Source organism: Corynebacterium freiburgense, assembly GCF_030408815.1.
In the GTDB taxonomy this organism is placed as follows: Bacteria; Actinomycetota; Actinomycetes; order Mycobacteriales; family Mycobacteriaceae; genus Corynebacterium; species Corynebacterium freiburgense.
The window spans coordinates 2,871,957-2,892,146 of the sequence record NZ_CP047355.1; the positions used below are offsets into that span (position 1 = coordinate 2,871,957).

Below are 20,190 nucleotides of genomic sequence, written 5' to 3' on the forward strand. Positions count from 1 at the left end.
ACAACAACACGTGTCACCCCAGACACCCAACAGCATGCCACACTCATCCATTACCAACCGGCCAACCAATCTGCCCCAACCACCTGCACGCAATCAATCACATGCCGTCCACCTGGAAACAACAAAACAAACCAGCCACACACCAACACGATGCGCAGCCACAAAAACAAAAAACAAAACTCCTTAGAAAGGAGGTGATCCAGCCGCACCTTCCGGTACGGCTACCTTGTTACGACTTCGTCCCAATCGCCAATCCCACCTTCGACCACTCCCTCCAGCAACAGCCGGTTAGGCCATGGGCTTCGGGTGTTACCAACTTTCATGACGTGACGGGCGGTGTGTACAAGGCCCGGGAACGTATTCACCGCAGCATTGCTGATCTGCGATTACTAGCGACTCCGACTTCATGGGGTCGAGTTGCAGACCCCAATCCGAACTGAGGCCGGCTTTCAAAGGGATTCGCTCCACCTCACGGTCTCGCAACCCACTGTACCGACCATTGTAGCATGTGTGAAGCCCTGGACATAAGGGGCATGATGATTTGACGTCATCCCCACCTTCCTCCGAGTTGACCCCGGCAGTCTCTCATGAGTCCCCACCATCACGTGCTGGCAACATAAGACAAGGGTTGCGCTCGTTGCGGGACTTAACCCAACATCTCACGACACGAGCTGACGACAACCATGCACCACCTGTATACAAGCCACAAGGGAAACACCATCTCTGGCGCGATCCTGCATATGTCAAGCCCAGGTAAGGTTCTTCGCGTTGCATCGAATTAATCCACATGCTCCGCCGCTTGTGCGGGCCCCCGTCAATTCCTTTGAGTTTTAGCCTTGCGGCCGTACTCCCCAGGCGGGGCGCTTAATGCGTTAGCTACGGCACAGAAGTCGTGGAAGACCCCCACACCTAGCGCCCACCGTTTACGGCATGGACTACCAGGGTATCTAATCCTGTTCGCTACCCATGCTTTCGCTCCTCAGCGTCAGTTACTGCCCAGAGACCTGCCTTCGCCATCGGTGTTCCTCCTGATATCTGCGCATTTCACCGCTACACCAGGAATTCCAGTCTCCCCTACAGCACTCAAGTTATGCCCGTATCGCCTGCACGCCCGGAGTTAAGCCCCGGAATTTCACAGACGACGCGACAAACCACCTACGAGCTCTTTACGCCCAGTAATTCCGGACAACGCTCGCACCCTACGTATTACCGCGGCTGCTGGCACGTAGTTAGCCGGTGCTTCTTCTACAGGTACCGTCACAAACACGCTTCGTCCCTGCCGAAAGAGGTTTACAACCCGAAGGCCTTCATCCCCCACGCGGCGTCGCTGCATCAGGCTTGCGCCCATTGTGCAATATTCCCCACTGCTGCCTCCCGTAGGAGTCTGGGCCGTATCTCAGTCCCAATGTGGCCGTACACCCTCTCAGGCCGGCTACCCGTCGACGCCTTGGTAGGCCATTACCCCACCAACAAGCTGATAGGCCGCAGGCTCATCCCGTACCGAAACAACTTTCCACCATGACACACTAAAGCATGGTCCTATCCAGTATTAGACCCAGTTTCCCAGGCTTATCCCAGAGTACGAGGCAGATCACCCACGTGTTACTCACCCGTTCGCCACTCGAGCACCCCGCAAGCAGGGCCTTTCCGTTCGACTTGCATGTGTTAAGCACGCCGCCAGCGTTCGTCCTGAGCCAGGATCAAACTCTCCACAAAAAAGAACAATCAGCTCAAACAATCATGAAAAGCCAACATCCCAACAAAAACAAACAACCAACAAAAACAATCAGTTGCCCAAAAAAACAAAAAACAAAAAAACAGTCGAAAACCAAGTCCCAACCATCCACCATGACCAGCCACACGCCAGCTCACGAAGCATGAACCCCGCCAGCAACACACAACCAACCACAACAAACAGCCAAAACAAACCAATCAACCACAACAAACAAACATGGCACACTATCGAGTTCTCAAACAACACATTCCACAACAACAAGTCCCTCTAACTAAAGGAACCCCAGTCGTGCAGTATTTTCAGCCTGCATAATTACACAATCTCTTGCGCCTTCTGCCCTGCTGACCTGAACCAATCTACACAGCCAATATTTTCTTGACAAATCCCGAGGTAAAAAGCTTTTTCGCCCCGTTTATTTTGCCCGACATGAAGTTCCAGCAACCCAATTGAAAAAGTGGTCTATCAGAGCTGTAATTCGACCAAATTAGTGGACTAAATCACCTTCACTCTATCGAGTTTAACCGCCACTACTGATACATTCCTCGGCTTTCTGCCACTCGGTCGATAAATGAATGAAGCTCTGCCCTATCCATGTCTAGCCGTACCGCTTCATCAATGAGCGGTGCTAAATATCCAGCCGCAAACTCTTCACGGCGTCGTGAAACAATTGCTTTCTTGGCCCCCTGGGTTACAAACATTCCAATACCGCGTTTCTTTTCCAAGACTCCTATATCTACCAATAGGCCCAAACCTTTTCGCGCCGTGGCTGGATTAATTTGGTGAAACACAGCTAGATCATTTGTCGAAGGTGCACGTGCACCCTCAGATAATGAGCCATCAACGATTGAATCTTCGATAAAAGTTGCAATTTGGCGAAACAGTGGTGCTGTAGCTTCATCCATTTACTTATTCCAACTCTAGATAGCTAGTAAATTACTTATGTACTCAACTAATGTACCAGGATTACTTGCCAGTAAAATTGCCCACAACCCAAATGCGTGCCATAAATCGGGCGACATCCTTTTATAGAAATGCCAGCTTCTGCGGCTATTTTTAGATATTTGCCCACCCCTTACGTCAAGACACTTCCCCCAGTACACAACCCATTTTCAAAATCACAAGTGCCCCATAAACACGCACCTAACTTCGACGAGACCCCCCACCATAGGGCACACTAGAACTCAAACTGACTTAAATACACTAATGAACGGAAATTAGGAGCCATGCTTGAGCGCACAACTGTCTTCGTTGACACCTCTTATCTTCTTGCGAGTTTTTATAATTCATGGGAAACAGGAGCTCGTGCACAATTAGAAATCGATCTACCAGAGGTAGTAAATGTTCTTGGCACTATGATCCATGAACAATTAGGCCAACCAATACAGCGACAACTTTGGTATGACGGCATCCCGGAATCCGGGCCACACCGATATCAGCGGGCGCTTCGAACCTGCGATGGTGTTCAACTACGTGCAGGTCAACTCATAGAATGGGGAGAACGCCGCACGCAAAAAGCCGTGGATACTCGTCTGGTGGCTGATATGGTGCTGGCCGGCGTGAGGGGCACATGCTCAGATATTGTTCTTGTTTCTGGTGACGCAGATATGATCCCTGGCGTTCAAGAAGCAACAGCTGCGGGTGTCCGCGTGCATCTGTATGGCTTTGGGTGGGACTCCATGTCGTCAGCCCTTCGGCACGCTTGCGATTCCACAACAATCCTCGACCCTCGCGAAGACTTCGCTGACTGTATGCAACTTCAAGTACTGGAGGGCCCTCTTCCGCCCACAGTGCGATGTAAGCCGGTCGGTGATATTGAACCTGATGAAGAAGCAGGTCCTACATCAGTACCTGAGTTTATCGCATCCGAATTCTCTATCTCTGAACAAGAACGAATTGTTGTAAGTAACCATACAGCTTCTATTCAAAGCAATACAGAAGGTGATTATCAGCCAATTCCTCCAGAGGCAATGGAAGTTGAAACCGAAGAAGAAGATCACCTTTCAGCAGTAGAAGCCGAGCTACAAACGGCAATAACACACTCGCACTCATCTGAAAACACGATAGCTGACTCAGCGAACACCCAAGATACCGTTACTACCGAAACCAGTGCCGAAGCACAGGTTGCTTTTACAGAAGCCAGTTCTACAGAACTTGCTACACCAGTCGAATCCGCCAAGCAAGCAACTGAGCCACCAGCAAATGGGGGAACACCAACATCTCAGGACTTTAATGAAGCGGAAGTCGATCCTGCACCTAGGCCATCACCTGCTTCAATACCTAAATCAACGTCTCGGCCAAATCCCTCAATGATGGCTCCTCGCCGAAAGCTTCGCTCCCGCTATGTCCCTCTTCCCAACGAGGTTTGGGCATCTGCTGGTGTGCAGACCCCATTTGATGTCGGGCAGCAATACGCTTCCTGGTGGTATGAAAATGCTGCATCGAATGAACAGCGCGATAAAGCCCATTTACTTTCCGGAGGTGGACTACCACCTGAAATAGACCGCCCGCTCCTCCAATTTGCTTGTGAAACACTCCACGAATACACATTGTCAGAATCCCAACGTGTGAGCCTTCGTGATGGTTTTCACTCCGGTATTCGCGGGGTCTTAATTAACCTTACAAACCGTAAAAACCCATCATAAGTCCAAAAATGCCCACCTTGAACATTTGAAGGTGGGCATTTTTTTAGAATGTTGGGCGTTCGTTTTTAGGAATTCGGCCTGATTCCCAATCTGCGGTGGGAGTACGCTCACTGGCACCATGATCAGGCTCGTGATCAATTTCCGCATCTACTGTATCGCTGCTATTCCGATCAGCACTGCCGTTCGAGTTTTCTGGCTGCACTTGTCCTGTTTCTTCAACGGTGTCTGTAGTGGCAGAGGTCTCATTTGAAGTTTCTGGTGTATGTGCTTCTGCAGCGTCGTTTTGCGTACCAGCCTCCAATTCGGCGGTTTTCTCCGCCGCAAGTTGAGCTCGGATTTCATCTAGGCGCGCGCTTGCTTGGAAGTCACTCCGGCCAGCGGCAATTTCCTGCATTCGGTCGGAAACAGAGTTCTCGGCGAGTTCTTGAGCACCAAGTGCATTGGCGTATCGTCGTTCGATTTTTTCGCGTACTGCGTCTAGGGTGGGCACACTTGCATCTGGACGGGCTGCCATACTTTCCATAGTGCCCATAGCCTGTACATTTGCTTGCTGCATGGCAGCCTGGTCCGCTTGAGCCTGCAATTGGGTGAATTGCGCCATCTGATCTTGTAAACGCAATTCAGATTCCTTCACCATTTGTTGCGCTTTAGTCGCCGCGTCGACTGCTTGCGCATGCATGGTCTTTGCGTCTTGCAATTGTTGCTCAACAGTCACCAATTGGGTGGCATAGATTTCTGCTACTTGGTTATCACCCGCACTAATTGCGGCGCGAGCTTGGCCTTCTAGTTTCTTTTGCTCTTCCTGCAGCCGGTGAAGCTTCATTTCCCACTGTCGTCGATCTCCAAGCAAGACCGCAGCATGTTCAACTATTGTTTTATGCTGTCTTTTCGCTTCATTCGCCGCTTGCTGGAGCTGAATTTTCGGATCAGCGTTTTCATCAATAGCGTGATCAAGTGACGCGGTGAGGTATTTCCAACCTTTGCTAAATGGATTTGCCATAAGAACCTAGCCCGCCTTTCTTAGGGGAGTTCGAAAGGGTAAATTTGGCCCCCATCCTACGCACCTTTATGTTTGTGCACATATAAGTAATACACATAAAACAACCCCAACCCTTAGCGTGGTGCCAATGTGGTTGGGGGTATCAACATCATTATGGGGGAGATGTTGTTATTGGTTGTTTTGCTGTTCTGCGATTTGGCGGCGGACATCCTCCATATCGAGTGCTTGAACCTGTCCGATAAGGTCCTCCAGTGCTGGCGCTGGAAGCGCGCCTGCTTCGCGGAATACCATGATGCCATCCCGGAAAATCATAAGCGTTGGAATTGATTGGATTTGCAGGGCAGCTGCAATGCCTTGATTCGCCTCGGTGTCTAGTTTTGCAAACACCATGTCTGGATGGGCTTCGGATACTTTTTCAAAGATAGGGCCAAAGCGCTGACATGGGCCGCACCATTCAGCCCAGCAGTCTAGAAGTACGATTCCATCTTGTGAAACAACAGATTCAAATGTCTCGTCGGTGATATCAATTGTGGCCATTAAAGGTTCCCTTCTTATGGTGTTCAGATTGACCAGTAGTGTTTTCCATGGAGTCCAACAGGAAATCGGCGTATTTCATTCCAATGTGGATGTGCTTACATATGAGGTACTGGTCTAGGTTTGCCATCATAGACATCTCACCGTATACAGGATACGGATAATATGATGAAGTTTCTTACCGTATTGAATTATTGATCTCCCTTTTCCTAGATAAGGATCCCTAGAATGACCACGAAAACATACACAGTTTCTGGAATGACCTGCGGACATTGCGCGCAAGCCGTGAAGGAAGAAATTTCTGCATTGGCTGGCATTGAAGGCGTTGAAGTTGATGTAGCAGCAGGTACCGTTTCGGTATCTGGCGCTGATTTCACTGACGCAGCAATATCGGAAGCCGTAGAGGAAGCTGGCTACACCGTAGTAAGCTAAGCCTTAGTTTTGGATCGCCCGCGGAATGCATCTATAGCTCCGCGGGTTATTACGTATGTAGGCCATATTGATTACAAATTTGAGGTTGCACAGTGACTAATCCCACGCTTGAGCTAGCACACATTGATATTGGTGTGACGGGGATGACATGTACATCCTGTTCATCACGGGTAGAACGCAAGCTAAATAAACTGGCTGGCGTCCAGGCCACTGTGAATTTTGCTACCGAGACCGCTGCGATTGATTTTGACCCTGAAGTTAGTTCACAGGATCAGTTGGTACAAACAATTCAAAAGACTGGCTATGGGGCTTTTGTATTAGGGAATCAAGAAGACTCGATCGAGGAGGCCCCTCAAGAATTACCGTCGGTTGATCAAGCGCGCCTTCAAGAACTTGCAGAACTAAAGCAACGTTTTATTGTCTCCGCTCTGCTCGGCGTCCCTGTAATGGTGCTTTCCATGGTGCCCGCCCTGCAATTCGATTTCTGGCAGTGGGCTTGCTTGACCTTAGCTGCACCTGTTTTCGTTTGGGGTGGATGGCCGTTCCATAAAGCGACGTGGGCTAATCTTCGCCATGGGGCATTCACTATGGACACGTTGATTTCTTTGGGTACAACGGCAGCTTTTTTGTGGTCTTTGGTCGCTTTGTTTGTCGGTGGCGCGGGGGAGAAGGGCATGATTATGCACTTCAGTTTGACCGCGCATGCAAGTGGTGGGCTACATGATATTTACTTGGATACGGCCACAATGGTGATCGTATTTTTGCTGCTTGGACGCTGGCTTGAGGCACGGGCTAAGGGGCAGTCTTCAGAGGCATTGCGCGCATTATTGGATTTAGGCGCGAAAGATGTCGCTGTACTTATCGACGATCGTGAGACTCGCCGTCCAATTTCAGCATTACGGGTTGATGATCTTTTTGTAGTTCGACCAGGAGAAAAGATCGCTACAGATGGAGTAGTGGTTGCAGGGGCTTCAGCTATCGATGAATCAATGCTCACCGGTGAATCTATTCCTGTAGAGGTTCAGGAGGGTTCGGCGGTGACTGGAGCAACATTGAATACTTCTGGACGACTTGTTGTTCGTGCTACCCGAATCGGACAAGACACAAAGCTTGCACAAATTGCCCAGTTAGTTACTCAGGCTCAGGCTCAAAAAGCTCCGGTTCAGCGGCTTGTAGATTCGATTGCACAGATTTTTGTCCCCGTGGTGATAATCGCTGCGATTCTTACACTTATTGGTCATTTGTTTGTGCAGAATTCAGTGAGTGGTGCTTTTGCTGCTGCGGTTGCGGTTTTAATCATTGCGTGTCCGTGTGCATTAGGTTTGGCTACTCCTACAGCGTTATTGGTGGGCACGGGTCGTGGTGCTCAGCTTGGTTTATTAATCAAAGGCCCTGAGGTTTTAGAGTCCACACGTCGGGCAGACACCGTTGTGTTGGATAAGACGGGGACGGTCACTACTGGGGTCATGTCAGTGGCTGAGGTTCGAACTTTTGCTGGTTTTTCGGAGCAAGAGGTTTTGGATGCTGCAGCAAGCGTTGAGGCTGCTAGCGAGCATCCTATTGCGCGTGCGATTGTGTCTGCGGGTTCACCGTCGCCAGTGCATGATTTCCGTAACGAGCCTGGGGTAGGCGTGCACGGGGTCGTCGATAAGCGGCAAGTATCTGTGACCCGCTCAACTGAGCGTATCGACGCCGCGACCACAGTTGCGGTAACAATAAACAACACCCCAGCTGGGATTATTGCAGTTCGCGATACCGTAAAGGAAACCTCCGCTGAAGCTATTCGGCAACTTAAATCCTTGGGTCTTAAGCCCATTCTCCTGACTGGAGATAATAAGCAAGTGGCAGAAACAGTAGCCGCCGAAGTTGGCATCACAGAAGTAATTGCAGAGGTGCTTCCTGAAGACAAAGTAACCAAAGTTTCTGAACTTCAGAATAAAGGTCGCATTGTAGCCATGGTGGGCGATGGAGTGAACGATGCCGCCGCACTTGCCCAAGCAGACCTCGGACTTGCCATGGGCGCTGGCACCGATGTTGCTATCGAAGCCTCAGATATCACGCTAATGAACAATGATCTCCGTTCAGCAAGCAAAGCAATCCAGCTTTCCCGCGCAACCTTATCCACCATTAAAGGCAACCTATTCTGGGCTTTTGCCTACAATGTTGTGCTAATCCCAGTGGCTGCCCTCGGTTTACTTAACCCAATGCTTGCAGGTGCAGCAATGGCGGCGTCATCAGTGTTTGTGGTAACAAACTCACTCCGGCTACGCCGCTTTTCATAAGACTTAATGACGCCGCGAAGCCACAATCATCTTGTCAACAGTATGCAGAACTTCATCTACAACGGCAGGATCGATACCTGGTTCCTGTCTAGCTTTTAGTAACTCTTGCTGCGCGGCCGCCAGAGCTTCCGCGCGAACGTGAGCTGCGCGGCGTCGTAACTCACTAAAACGCGCATCATCAAGGATATCTACGTGTTCAGTACCAGTTTCACGAGCTAACCATTCCTGAAAACTTGCTACAACACCTGCCGGTAATTCATCCGTATAGCGGTGCAGCACATCAGTAGCGGCGTGATGCGCACGCTTAGACAATTCCGCACGTGCCAAATCCCCAGAAGCATCAGGTCCACGATCCAGACTTAATTGCCGCATTAACCAAGGCAATGTCAGCCCTGGCACCACCATTGTAATGAGAAGCACAACCAAAGCAATTACTGCCAACTCGTGATGCATCGGCACGGACCCCGAAGGAATAGAAAGCACCAATGCCAATGTCACTAGCCCACGCATTCCTGCCCATGTAAGCAACAACACTTCTTGCAAACGCAACGGTGCAACATTTTTCCGCCCTTTGGCAATATTAAACTTCCAAAATACCCACATCCAGGCAAAACGCACCATAATCAAAACAACCGATAACACCACTCCAACAAACACCGCATGCCAAAGCTCTGCCCCAACTTCAAGCACAGCATCCCGAACCGAAAGCCCAATTAATCCAAAGGCAACACCGGTAAACAACAATTCAATGGTTTCCCAGAACGCATGACCAGTAAGCCGATCTTCGGCATCCACGCTCACTCGAGAATTCATCTCTACAGCCGCAATCACAATAGCAATCACACCTGAAGCATGAAATTCTTCGGCCACCACATATGTCAAGAATGGAATAACCCAAGTCAATGCGTTCCGAGCAACTGTTGAATGCATCCAATCTGTAAGTTTCGCCGAACAAAAGCCGATAACCAAGCCCAAAAGCGCTGCTACCGTAGCAGAATACAAAAACTCCGAAACGCCTCTCCGAAGCGTTAGGTCCTCACCCAACGTTAACGCCCCCAAAGCGACGTGAAAAGCCACAATAGACGCAGCATCATTAAACAACCCCTCAGTTTGCAATGTTGAGGTCAATCGCCTGGGGACACCGGCTGGTTCAGCGACGGCATCCACTGCAACCGGATCTGGGGGTGCAAGAGCGGCACCAAGAATAATCGCGCCAGCTACCCCCAAGGAAGGCAACAACCACATTGCTGTACCCGCAACTACCGCAGTGGTAGCAAACACCAAAAACACCGAAAGGCTCAACAATGTTGCACGCTGCTCACGAATCTGAGCCCAACTGGTACGACGCGCCAAAGCCCACAATAGCGGTGGAATAAAAATAGGCAGAATTAACTCGGGAGGAATATGCAAACTCGGAATACCAGGCAAAACCATAGTTGCCGCAGCCACAAGTGTTAAAAGAACCGGCCAAGGCAAACCAATGCGATCACCGATAGCCACAACAATCATTGTTGCAAGCAAAACTCCCATAATCACTAGGAGTGCTTCCATACCAAGGTCTACCTTTCCAAATAAAAACCTGCGAATGTCCCCTAAGTAGGGTAGAGCGCTTGGCCAAGAAAGCACGAACCAACTTTAATAATGTAATCCGCATCACAAGAAACGAGTGGAGGTGGCGATGATGCCAGTCTGGTTACGTGTTGCACTTGGGCTATTTGCAATCGCCTTTGGCGCCAATATATTCGCGCCTCTTTTGCCCGTATACCAACGTCTCGATGGCCTTAGTGCTACCCAGGTCACATGGATTTTTGCCATATACGTAGGCGGTTTAGTCCCAGCATTGCTGATTGGCGGCCCGCTTTCAGATAGGAAAGGCCGGCGAGCTTTAATCCGACCCGCACTAGTCTGTTCAGCAATCGGATCAATTGTCATTATTGCTGGGGGAGTAGGCCCCAATTGGCTACTCTCATTAGGGCGCTTTATCGCTGGAGCAGGCGTTGGATTTGTTATGGCCGCAGGAGCAGCATGGCTGAAACAAGTATCCACTGACTCAGCCCAAGCAGGCGCACGACGCGCAACAATCGCACTTTCCGCAGGATTTGGCGGCGGACCATTGGTTGGCGGTTTGATTGCAGAATGGATACCCAATCCAGATATCTGGCCCTTCCTTTTCCATCTCACGCTATTGGTTCTTGTAATACCGCTCGTATGGAACGCCCCTTCACCACCAGTCATCACTACAGCAGACCGGAAATTCTTCCCAAAAACAGCCTTTTCACCGCGATTTATTTGGACAGTTGCGGCATGGGCTCCTTGGGTCTTTGGCACAGCGACAATTTCTTTTGCCACACTGACATCCTTGGTTGCCAGCACCACGCCCGCCCCAATTGCCTACACTGGTGCAATAGGTGCGGTAACCATGCTGACAGGTGTTGCTATCCAACCATTAGCCACAAGACTAGGCAATGGGTACGTACCACCAGCGATCGTAGGATTAAGTACAGCGACAATCGGATTACTGCTAGGTGCTGGGGTAGCAGCAACACTCAACCCCTGGCTACTTATACCCACCGCTATCTTCCTAGGGGCAAGCTACGGCACAATGATGGTTTCCGGACTACGTGAAGTAGAACAGATCGCTCCACCTAATGAACTCGGAGCACTCATTGCGGTGTTCTATTCACTAACCTATGTGGGTTTCTTTGCACCATTTGCGCTATCTATTCTAGGGCCCTGGCTTGGTTACAGCACGTGCCTTATCTTTGGCGCATGTGTCACAGCTGCATCGATCGTCCCAGTGGCGCGCGTAGTACGCAAAGCAGTTGAATAGGATTTTGTGAAAGCTTATCCACGGGCCAAATCAACAAAACGTGAGTAGTGCAATTGGTGGGCTACCGGGACAGTTCCAATCGGACCACCACGGTGCTTTGCCAAAATAATGTCCGCTTCACCGAGACGCTCGCTATCTTGATCTTGTGAATCTGGCCGGTAGAGCAACATCACCATGTCCGCATCCTGCTCGAGCGAACCGGATTCACGCAGATCAGCAACTTGAGGTTTTTTGTCTGTCCGGGATTCTGGACCACGGTTCAACTGCGAAATGGCTATAAGGGGAACATCGAGTTCTTTGGCCAAAAGTTTCAACTGACGGGAAAACTCCGAAACTTCCTGCTGGCGGGATTCCACTCTTTTCCCTGAACTCATAAGCTGCAGGTAATCCACAACAATCATTTGCAGGTCATATTGCTGTTTAAGCCGCCTCGATTTCGAGCGGATTTCCATCATGGTCAAGTTCGGCGAATCATCAATAAACAGTGGTGCTTCTTCGATTTCACCTGCACGGGTAGCTAATCTAGCCCAGTCTTCGTCGCTCATGCGACCGCCACGCATATCCGAAAGCTTAATCGAGGTTTCCGCAGACAAAAGCCGGAACATAATTTCAACTTTGGACATTTCCAAAGAGAAAATCACCGAAGCTTTCCCCGACTTTATGGAGCACGAACGCATAAAATCCAAGGCAATAGTAGATTTACCCACACCCGGACGCGCCGCAACAATAATCATTTGGCCACCATGAAAACCATTGGTCAAATGGTCTAGGTCCGCAAATCCTGTGGGAATGCCTGTTGCTAAACCACCTTCAGCTGCAATCTTATCCAGCTCATCCATGGTTGGCTGCAGAATATCTGCAAGGATCGAATAATCCTCAGTGGTGCGCTTTTGCGCTATGGCAAAGACTTCTTGCTGTGCCATATCAACAACAGTTTCAACTTCCGCACCCTCGGTGCCTTCATAGCCAAGTTGAACAATCCGTGTTCCAGCATCCACTAGTCGGCGAAGTACAGCTTTTTCCGCAACAATTTCCGCATAGTAACGGGCATTTGCGGCGGTTGGCACTACCTGTACAAGTGTGTGCAGGTATGGTGCGCCGCCAATTCGTTCAAGGTCATTGTGGCGATCTAAACGCCCAGCAACAATAACGGCATCGACTTCTTTATTGTCGCTAAAAAGATCAAGGATCGCTTTATAGATGAGCTGGTGGGCAGGCCGGTAAAAGTCTTCTGGAGTCAGTGTCTCGATGATATCCGTAATCGCTGAAGGACTCAGCAACATTGCACCTAAAACACCCTGTTCAGCTTCATTATCGTGTGGAGGCTGCCTGCCAAAATCCCTATTTGGAGGATGCTCAGGGCCGCCTGGTTGAAACGATTGCTGCGTTTTTGGGGGACGTTGCTGGCTCAGGTCACGGGAAAACGCAGGAGTGGGCAAATCGTAGTCTGATTGCGGGTAGATTCCGCCCTGCTCAAAACCCATAGCCTGTGGAGCAGGGTAATCGTTGTATGATCCCGCAGGATTAAGATAACCATCGTCGAAGCTGGCGTTCATTGAATCACTCAATGACCAGCTCCTTTTCCTCCGGGTCCATTGCCTGGCCGACTTTCACCTGTAGGTCAGCACAAACATACTTCAGCGTTCCAGGATACCCTTTTACCCATCATTTTTTATATTGCGTGGGGTTCTTTTTCGCTTTTCGATCAGTTTTCCGGAATTACAATGTTGTGCTTTGATCATCCTGTCGCAATTACCAAGCTTCATATTCATCCAGTTAATTGGTTGGCGTGCCAAGAACATTCAAATAACGACCCATGTCCTCGCGGTGATCGCGGGCAGGTTGAGGAAGATGTTCAGGAAGGAAGTAACGACGCCCCAACTCCTTCAGACACACCCCCAACTGTTGGAACCTATGACGATGCTGTATTACAGGAAAATACGGCGACTGGCTAGAACGCGCGCAAACATCGCTTTATAAGGCATACAAGGCCGCGACCGAAATGTTTGATGGTGTGGGCAACTCCAAGGTAAAGGTCGCCCCTTTTACAACACTTTGCTAACAAGTGTGTGGATTTTCGACATAGTTATCCACAGGCTGCAACCCCTGTGGATAACTCGCCTTTAGCCTGTGGATAACTATGTGGAAAAGGTGTGAAAAACGGGCGGATAGCTACCCCCTGAAACCACCCCCTACCTGCGGTTTTCCCATCTTTATCATTGTTATCCACAGTCACATGTGAAACATCTGTTGAAAACTCCAGTTCAGAGCCAACTTGTGAATAACTTTTGGGCAAAACAAACGGCCTTACGCCTTTTTGTGTGAATTCACAAGGGTTAGGCGTAAGGCCGTTTGTATGCTGTTGTCGTTGGGCTATAAATTAGCCGCCGTCACGTGCCTTCTTAGGCAGCGACGACCTCAAAGTTCACCGTAGCTGCGATATTTTCGTGCAGCTTTACGTTGACCTGATACTTGCCGGTGCTCTTTACATGAGCTTTTGGAAGCTCGATGGAGCGTTTATCTAAAGCGGGACCGCCAGCTTTCTTTACAGCTACAGCGATGTCGTCAGCTTTTACAGAACCAAAGAGTTTGCCATTTTCAGCGGAGCGAACCGCAATGGTTACGCCTTCCAGTGCTTCAAGTTGAGCTTTCACTTCGCGGGCGTGGTCAAGGTCTCGAATAGTACGAGCTTCTTGAGCACGCTTGATGCTTTCAACCTGCTTTTCTGCACCACGGGTTGCCGGAATTGCAAGTCCGCGTGGAAGCAGGTAGTTACGTCCGTAGCCGGCCTTGACCTCGACGATGTCGCCGGGGACACCGAGATTGTCAACGGCGGCGGTGAGGATCAGCTTCATGATCCCTGCCTTTCGTTGTACATTCCGTGGACGTCGTCTTTGACATCAACGGAAAACTAATGGTTGATCTGGGGGAGGGCGTAGCCTCCCGGCATATTAGAACGGTGGTTCGTCGTCTGCGGGACCGCCGTATCCACCAGCTGCCGGAGCGGAGTTCCAAGGATCGTTATCTGGTGTTGGTGTGTTATTTGCACCATAGCCACCTTGTTGGCCGCCAAAACCGCCTTGATGTTGTGCAGGTTGTTGGGGCTGATTCCCTGCATTACTGAAGCCGCCGCCAAAACCACCTTGGTTTTGTGCTGGCTGCTGTGCAGGCGCGGAACCTTGAGAACCGTAGCCGCCTTGGTTGCTTCGACTGGCACGAGTCACCTGTGCTGTCGCAAAGGTTAGCGAAGGACCAATATCGTCAACTTCAATTTCGAAGTTGCTACGTCGTTCGCCTTCACGCGTTTCATAAGACCGTTGTCGTAGCCGGCCGGTAACAATGACGCGCATACCTTTGGACAGAGATTCGGCAACGTTTTCGGCCATTTGGCGCCACACATTGCAGGTCAAATACATGGCTTCGCCGTCTTCCCACTGATTTGTTTGCGGGTTTCGACGCCGCGGGGTAGAGGCGATTCGGAAGTTTGCTACTGCTGCACCTGAAGGGGTGAAGCGAAGTTCAGGGTCGGCAACGAGATTGCCTACCACCGTGATGTTCGTTTCTCCGAGGGCCATGACCTTGTGCCTTTCTATGCGACTTTCTAGCGAGAGCTGAGTGGATTCAGTTACTACAACGAAGCAAAAGCGATAATAGTACTGCTTTTGCCGTTGTGTCGCCGATTAGCGGTCGATGCGCAGAACCTTAGTACGAAGCACGTCGTCACTTAGGTTCAGCAAGCGGTCAAGTTCAAGCACGGTTGCAGATTCGCACTTGAGGTTGATGACGGCATAAATGCCTTCATCTTTCTTGTTGATCAGGTAGGACAACTTACGCTTGCCCCAGATATCAACCTTTTCCACGGTGCCGTTTTCTTTGCGGACAACCTCGAGGAATTTGTCTAGGGACGGGGCTACGGTGCGTTCATCCTGACTAGGGTCGAGAATGATCATCAGTTCGTATTGACGCACGGACCTCATCACCTCCTGTGGTCTAGTGTTTCTCAATTCGGCCACGCCTGATTGGCGTGGCAGGAGGGTCGTTGCGTCAGCAACCTCTCAAAGGTACCCCACAAATGCCTAGGAAAAAAATAGTATTACCTGAATCACATTTCCCTAGAGGACTGCGCATTTAGGTTATGAAACAAAGAGTGTCGCCCAGAATACAGCGATTGTGACCGGAATAACCGTAATAAAAATGATGGCACTAATAAACAGGCCCCAAATCTGCACTGGTCGTTTCTTGTACATAAAACTCGCGAACGAACCACCAAAGCATAAAAATCCTAGAAACACACTCGCTATGGTGACGATCATGGCTGTATTCGTCATGACGATCTGCTCCTTGTGGCAAAGGGACCAGCTGTAGGATCCGTATTGTTATGTGCTTGTGCAACATAATCAACACTACGGTTCCACAGCTGCCGAATCACAATAATGGTGAGCGTAAGTAGTAGTGCGCCGCGGATGACAATCACGGCGTCGAGAAGCTCATGGTTAATGCCCTTGTCGTCAACGCCGAGCATATGCCACATTAAAAACGGCCACACAGCGGCTTCGGCGAGCATCCAACAGAGCACTAACTTCCAGCGCGGAACCGCAAGCACTACAAATGGCACGAGCCATAATGAGTATTGGGGGCTCCACACTTTATTGGTCATTAAAAATGCCACCAGAATCAATAAAATCAGTTCGGCTACACGTGGCTCCTTCGGACTTTTCAGCCCCACAAACAACACTAATACGCAGCAGAATACAAATGCCGCAAGGCTCACAGCATTAAGAATCGCGGATTCACCTGGTGCATCAAACCCCTGCCAACCAGTAATTCGTGAAATTACCGCGTAAATCGTTGTACCTTCCCATCCGCGACGTTGGTTAAGCCGATAAAACTCTGCCCAGCCAGCTGGAGCCAAGATAATAAGCGGCACATTAACCACCAGCCAGGAAATAGCCGTAGTGGCAAGCATCTTCAGCCACGGTAGAAGCGCTTTATTGCGCAGCGCGAGCGCAAAATACGCACCTAAGAGGAATATTGGCCACATTTTAAATGCACAACCTAGGCCAATCCAGATTCCTGCCTGCCAGACTTTTCCACGTTGAACTGCCAACATTGCAGCGAGTGCTAGAGCGATTGATGGAGTATCAAAATTTGTAAATGCGTGGACTGATACTAGGGGAGAGACCGCCATGAGCACTGTGTCCCAAGGGCGATTTCCTGCGAGTTTCCGCACCATAACGATGGAGAGTATCCAAAACGTTGTCAACCCCAGTGCAGTAATAAAAAAGTAGAGGCTTGCTTCAGGTAGCAGGTGCCCGGGGAACGCGGCATCGAAAATGGGGTAGATAGCGCGGGTTATTGAAGCATTAATCCATTGGAAAAGCCCTGCAAGAACAGGGTATTCCATAAAGCGCACGACGCCATCTTCAACCCATGAATAAAAATACGGTACACCGCCTTGGTCTAACCCCTCTGCACCATAAAGGGGAATAATGTCGGTGTAGCACGCAGAAAGATATTGTCGACGCCCCGACCAGTCTAACTGCACACCCCACTCAACGCGCTGCCCTATTGTGCAATTAGCTTTAGTAAAAAACCCAGTTCCCAGGAACAATAAGCCCGCAAGAATAAGCGTGCGCTGCGGCGTCAAAAACTTTGCACGACCAATTGCTGAATAGCGCCCCATAGGGCCACCCAGAAATTCCGTAAACCCTTGGGCCGCTGGCTCAGTTCGTGCTGGCTGAACGCGCTGTTCGTCGCGATCAAGTATGGAGGCGGGGGGTTTCATACAAACTCCGATTGCTGACTTTTGATTGAAAAAGCCAGGTGCTGTGGAGTGGAACAAACACAACACCTGGCGGAATATCGATAGACCTAGAGTCGTGAACGAGCGTGCTACAGTCGCACTCTCACAGCGCTAACGCTGTCCACCAAATATATTGGGCACCCGAATTCCAGGCGCTATTTCCACTGGCTCTGGAGCAGCTGGCGGCATTTCTGGCAACGGCGGAAGCTCTTGCTCGGGAACTAGTAGTTCACCTTCAGGCACAACTGTTGTAGGTACAACATCAGCACTAGTTGCCGGTGCCGTTTGCGTAGGAACTACTACCTGAGGGTTCGGGCTGTAGCCAAGGTCTCCCGATGGTGCTCCGAATGTTTCAAACGGCTCACCAGAAAGCGCAGTATCCATAGTGGCTTTCCAGATTTGTGCTGGCAACCCAGAACCATAAATTGACCCTCCCCAAGCATTGGTCAGCGGGGAATTATCTTCGGTTCCAACCCACACGGCCGTCGCTAATTGCGGAGTAGCACCAATCATCCAAGCATCTTTATTTTGGCCTGTGTCACCTAATTGGGTAGTACCAGTTTTTGCAGCCGATTGACGCCCGCCAGCAAGCGTATTTCCATTGGAATACGCCGCAATAGGCAACATTGCTGCCATAACATTATTGGCTACTGCAGCAGAGACGCGCCGCTCGCCTTCATCATCCTTGTGTTCGTATAACACCTCGCCACCCGCAGTCTCAACTTTCTGCACAAAGTGCTCTTTATGCCAAACACCTTCATTTGCAAGTGTTGACAATGCAATCGCTACATCGACTGGACGTGACTGGTACTGACCCAAAATAATGCCCTCATACGGGGATTCTCCATCTTCTGAAAGAGTTTTTGGGATTCCTGGCAAAGACTTCGCCATTCCCAACGCATGTGCCATGTCTGCAACATCTTGAGGGCCATTTTCCAAATCCTGTTGGAAACGAATAAAACTCGTATTGTGACTACGCTTCAGTGCTTCCTGAATCGCGCATGTTCCACAACCAACACCCTCAACATTCGTCACGGTCACGTTACCAGTTTGGACTGGAGCAGAACTGTAGAGTTTGGAAAGTGGAATGCCTTGCTGGAGTCCAGCCGCCAAACCAAAAACTTTAAAGGTGGAGCCTGTCTGAAGCGCCGCGTTAGCAAAATCCCAACCGGTTGCTTCTTCACCGCCATAATATGCTTTTACAGCCCCGGTATTTGGATCAATCGCTACCACAGCAGAACGCAATTTATCTGGTTGATTTTGCAAAATATTATGTACGGCGTCGACCGCGCCTTCTTGGGCCGTGGGATCGATCGTGGTAACCACGCGCAAACCACGTGTTTGCACATCATTTTCGGAAATACCTAATGCTGCTAGTTCGGCGATTACTTGGTTTTTAATAAGACCATTGCTTCCCGCCGCTTCGGTATACGCGCTATTTTGAGCTGGATCGACTACCTCCGGAAACACCTGCTGATCGCGCTCTTGTTTAGAGATCGCACCAGTTTCCACCATGCCATCGAGCACATAATTCCATCGGGTTTCTGCTTCTCCGCGATTTGTCCAAGGATCCAATTGACTTGGACGTTGAATAGCACCTGCAAGGAACGCAGCTTCAGATGGCGTAATTTCAGCAAGAGGCTTTCCATAATATGCCTGTGCAGCGGCTGAAACACCATATGAATTGCGCCCAAAGTAAATGGTATTTAAGTACGCAGCTAAAACTTCGTCTTTCGACCATTCATTGGCCATCTTTGACGAGTACACAAGTTCTTTAAACTTACGAGTCATTGTGCGGTCATTACCTACAACCGCATTTTTTACATACTGCTGTGTAATAGTTGAACCACCACCAGCAGTACTATCACCAGTAATCTGACCTAACACTGCTCGGCCAAAACCAGAAATTGAGAAACCTGCATTGCTATAGAATTCACGGTCCTCTGCCGCAAGTACAGCGTCTCGCAAATGTTTTGGAATCTCGTCAAATTTCACTTGCTGACGGTTGCCCTCAGGAGGGACTACTCGCGCTAACTCAGTAGACCCATCAGCCGCATAGATATACGAAATCTGCTTGTTTACTAGCTCATCCGGTTTCGGAACCGTAGCGGTCAAATACGCAACCATAAAGGCAACGATAGGACCGACGATCGCTAATAATGTAACTACTAAAAACGAGCCACCAATAATCCGTCCAGCTTTGGATTTTTTGGCTTTAGTCCTCGTCCTTTTCCTTTGTTCTTTTTGCTCATTCACCTAGGGTTCCACTCCATTTTGATATTCGCCTCCCACCCAATACTAAGGGTGATAATGGCTGTTTTTACGCCACTGTTGCGGTGTTTGCCATTAGAAGGTGATTCCATCTACATGCAGGGCATACTTCCACTGTATGTACGGTGACATTATGCCCAGATTCTGCAAACGCTGCGATTTCCTCTTCATTACGAGCAGTATTTGAAGCTCTCCCTAATGTGTCGCCAAAAATCCACAACACTGTGCGGAGTTCTTCACTTTCACATATTGGGCAGCTTCGTCCAGCAGGACGACCATGAAAGCGGGCTGCTGTAACTAAAAGGAAACTAGCATCGCATACAGCATCCTTCGCTACCGCACCAGAACGCCATTGTTCCAGAAGGCGATGACGCGCCCACCGGTGACTGACTTCGTTACGATATACGACCACCCAGCTAGTCTAACGCCCAATGCAAGTATTACTACTGATTTTTTTGGTTTCTCCACACCCCTTTGTGCCACAACGGTACGGTTGTTTATATAGCAACCGAGAACATAGTGGAACGTTTATGCGACACGTTCGCTATTTTATTTGGGCGTTTATACCGCCAACTCAAAGTTTTTTTGGTTGAGCAAATTTGCCGCTTTGTAGCCAAGACCTCGACTTTTTTCAAAGGTATTCAAGAATTATACGTTGAGG

The 20,190-nt window shown here is 49.7% G+C and carries 17 protein-coding genes and 1 rRNA gene; 5 read left to right on the forward strand and 13 right to left on the reverse strand.

Translation table 11 applies throughout. The features are described 5' to 3' along the window. Positions 1-187 precede the first annotated feature (187 nt). Together CFREI_RS12910 and CFREI_RS12915 are read right to left on the reverse strand one after the other, a co-directional pair. Positions 188-1,716: ribosomal RNA gene (locus CFREI_RS12910) — 16S ribosomal RNA — on the reverse strand. A 546-nt stretch (positions 1,717-2,262) separates the two neighbouring features. Next, positions 2,263-2,637, reverse strand: coding sequence for a GntR family transcriptional regulator (locus CFREI_RS12915; protein WP_027011486.1), 375 nt, complete (start codon positions 2,635-2,637; stop codon positions 2,263-2,265). 321 nt (positions 2,638-2,958) lie between these two features. Between CFREI_RS12915 and CFREI_RS12920 the strand changes: the two genes are divergently transcribed. Beyond that, positions 2,959-4,377 carry an NYN domain-containing protein gene (locus CFREI_RS12920; RefSeq protein ID WP_027011487.1) on the forward strand — a complete coding sequence of 473 codons (1,419 nt, stop codon included), beginning with the start codon at positions 2,959-2,961 and terminating at the stop codon, positions 4,375-4,377. A 43-nt stretch (positions 4,378-4,420) separates the two neighbouring features. Here the strand turns inward: CFREI_RS12920 and CFREI_RS12925 are convergent, their stop codons facing one another. Continuing rightward, positions 4,421-5,377, reverse strand: coding sequence for a PspA/IM30 family protein (locus CFREI_RS12925; protein ID WP_084170621.1), 957 nt, complete (start codon positions 5,375-5,377; stop codon positions 4,421-4,423). A 168-nt stretch (positions 5,378-5,545) separates the two neighbouring features. Then, positions 5,546-5,914, reverse strand: coding sequence for a thioredoxin (trxA, locus tag CFREI_RS12930; protein WP_027011488.1), 369 nt, complete (start codon positions 5,912-5,914; stop codon positions 5,546-5,548). Between the two features lie 225 nt (positions 5,915-6,139). Here trxA and CFREI_RS12935 point away from each other — a divergent pair, with 225 nt between their 5' ends. After that, positions 6,140-6,343, forward strand: coding sequence for a heavy-metal-associated domain-containing protein (locus CFREI_RS12935; protein WP_027011489.1), 204 nt, complete (start codon positions 6,140-6,142; stop codon positions 6,341-6,343). Between the two features lie 143 nt (positions 6,344-6,486). Beyond that, positions 6,487-8,625: a heavy metal translocating P-type ATPase gene (locus CFREI_RS12940; protein ID WP_084170684.1), complete on the forward strand. Its 2,139-nt coding sequence runs from the start codon at positions 6,487-6,489 to the stop codon at positions 8,623-8,625. A 3-nt stretch (positions 8,626-8,628) separates the two neighbouring features. On the opposite strand, the gene CFREI_RS12945 is transcribed toward CFREI_RS12940, so the two are convergent. Continuing rightward, positions 8,629-10,176 (reverse strand): cation:proton antiporter, encoded by a 1,548-nt coding sequence (locus CFREI_RS12945; protein ID WP_027011491.1) that lies wholly within the window; start codon positions 10,174-10,176, stop codon positions 8,629-8,631. A 127-nt stretch (positions 10,177-10,303) separates the two neighbouring features. On the opposite strand from CFREI_RS12945, the gene CFREI_RS12950 reads away from it, so the two are divergent. Beyond that, positions 10,304-11,455, forward strand: coding sequence for an MFS transporter (locus CFREI_RS12950; RefSeq protein ID WP_035111235.1), 1,152 nt, complete (start codon positions 10,304-10,306; stop codon positions 11,453-11,455). 14 nt (positions 11,456-11,469) lie between these two features. Here the strand turns inward: CFREI_RS12950 and dnaB are convergent, their stop codons facing one another. Next, the gene (gene dnaB / locus CFREI_RS12955) at positions 11,470-13,011 is read right to left on the reverse strand and encodes a replicative DNA helicase (RefSeq protein ID WP_027011492.1); all 1,542 of its coding nucleotides are present in this window, start codon (positions 13,009-13,011) and stop codon (positions 11,470-11,472) included. 168 nt (positions 13,012-13,179) lie between these two features. On the opposite strand from dnaB, the gene CFREI_RS12960 reads away from it, so the two are divergent. Then, a complete protein-coding gene (locus tag CFREI_RS12960; RefSeq protein ID WP_156907670.1) occupies positions 13,180-13,410 on the forward strand; it encodes a hypothetical protein in 231 nt (76 codons plus the stop codon). A gap of 447 nt (positions 13,411-13,857) precedes the next feature. On the opposite strand, the gene rplI is transcribed toward CFREI_RS12960, so the two are convergent. From rplI to CFREI_RS12995, 7 genes are all read right to left on the reverse strand, one after another. Beyond that, positions 13,858-14,310, reverse strand: a complete 453-nt coding sequence (gene rplI, locus CFREI_RS12965) for a 50S ribosomal protein L9 (protein ID WP_027011494.1) — start codon at positions 14,308-14,310, stop codon at positions 13,858-13,860. Between the two features lie 96 nt (positions 14,311-14,406). After that, the gene (locus CFREI_RS12970; protein ID WP_027011495.1) at positions 14,407-15,030 is read right to left on the reverse strand and encodes a single-stranded DNA-binding protein; all 624 of its coding nucleotides are present in this window, start codon (positions 15,028-15,030) and stop codon (positions 14,407-14,409) included. A 105-nt stretch (positions 15,031-15,135) separates the two neighbouring features. Then, positions 15,136-15,423 (reverse strand): 30S ribosomal protein S6, encoded by a 288-nt coding sequence (gene rpsF, locus CFREI_RS12975; RefSeq protein WP_027011496.1) that lies wholly within the window; start codon positions 15,421-15,423, stop codon positions 15,136-15,138. 165 nt (positions 15,424-15,588) lie between these two features. Beyond that, positions 15,589-15,783 carry a hypothetical protein gene (locus CFREI_RS12980; protein ID WP_027011497.1) on the reverse strand — a complete coding sequence of 65 codons (195 nt, stop codon included), beginning with the start codon at positions 15,781-15,783 and terminating at the stop codon, positions 15,589-15,591. After that, positions 15,780-17,240 (reverse strand): glycosyltransferase family 87 protein, encoded by a 1,461-nt coding sequence (locus tag CFREI_RS12985; protein WP_035111242.1) that lies wholly within the window; start codon positions 17,238-17,240, stop codon positions 15,780-15,782. Before CFREI_RS12985 ends, CFREI_RS12980 begins: the two co-directional genes overlap by 4 nt. 129 nt (positions 17,241-17,369) lie before the next feature. Next, complete coding sequence (locus CFREI_RS12990; RefSeq protein ID WP_051255734.1) at positions 17,370-19,514, reverse strand: transglycosylase domain-containing protein; 2,145 nt, start codon at positions 19,512-19,514, stop codon at positions 17,370-17,372. Between the two features lie 64 nt (positions 19,515-19,578). After that, positions 19,579-19,941 carry a DUF5318 family protein gene (locus CFREI_RS12995; RefSeq protein WP_027011499.1) on the reverse strand — a complete coding sequence of 121 codons (363 nt, stop codon included), beginning with the start codon at positions 19,939-19,941 and terminating at the stop codon, positions 19,579-19,581. Positions 19,942-20,190 lie beyond the last annotated feature (249 nt).

Coding starts and splice junctions, on each gene's coding strand:
- CFREI_RS12915 (WP_027011486.1), bottom strand. CDS start 2,637: ATGGATGAAGCTACAGCACCACTGTTTCGCCAAATTGCAACTTTTATC.
- CFREI_RS12920 (WP_027011487.1), top strand. CDS start 2,959: ATGCTTGAGCGCACAACTGTCTTCGTTGACACCTCTTATCTTCTTGCG.
- CFREI_RS12925 (WP_084170621.1), bottom strand. CDS start 5,377: ATGGCAAATCCATTTAGCAAAGGTTGGAAATACCTCACCGCGTCACTT.
- trxA (WP_027011488.1), bottom strand. CDS start 5,914: ATGGCCACAATTGATATCACCGACGAGACATTTGAATCTGTTGTTTCA.
- CFREI_RS12935 (WP_027011489.1), top strand. CDS start 6,140: ATGACCACGAAAACATACACAGTTTCTGGAATGACCTGCGGACATTGC.
- CFREI_RS12940 (WP_084170684.1), top strand. CDS start 6,487: ATGACATGTACATCCTGTTCATCACGGGTAGAACGCAAGCTAAATAAA.
- CFREI_RS12945 (WP_027011491.1), bottom strand. CDS start 10,176: ATGGAAGCACTCCTAGTGATTATGGGAGTTTTGCTTGCAACAATGATT.
- CFREI_RS12950 (WP_035111235.1), top strand. CDS start 10,304: ATGATGCCAGTCTGGTTACGTGTTGCACTTGGGCTATTTGCAATCGCC.
- dnaB (WP_027011492.1), bottom strand. CDS start 13,011: ATGAACGCCAGCTTCGACGATGGTTATCTTAATCCTGCGGGATCATAC.
- CFREI_RS12960 (WP_156907670.1), top strand. CDS start 13,180: ATGTTGTGCTTTGATCATCCTGTCGCAATTACCAAGCTTCATATTCAT.
- rplI (WP_027011494.1), bottom strand. CDS start 14,310: ATGAAGCTGATCCTCACCGCCGCCGTTGACAATCTCGGTGTCCCCGGC.
- CFREI_RS12970 (WP_027011495.1), bottom strand. CDS start 15,030: ATGGCCCTCGGAGAAACGAACATCACGGTGGTAGGCAATCTCGTTGCC.
- CFREI_RS12980 (WP_027011497.1), bottom strand. CDS start 15,783: ATGACGAATACAGCCATGATCGTCACCATAGCGAGTGTGTTTCTAGGA.
- CFREI_RS12985 (WP_035111242.1), bottom strand. CDS start 17,240: ATGAAACCCCCCGCCTCCATACTTGATCGCGACGAACAGCGCGTTCAG.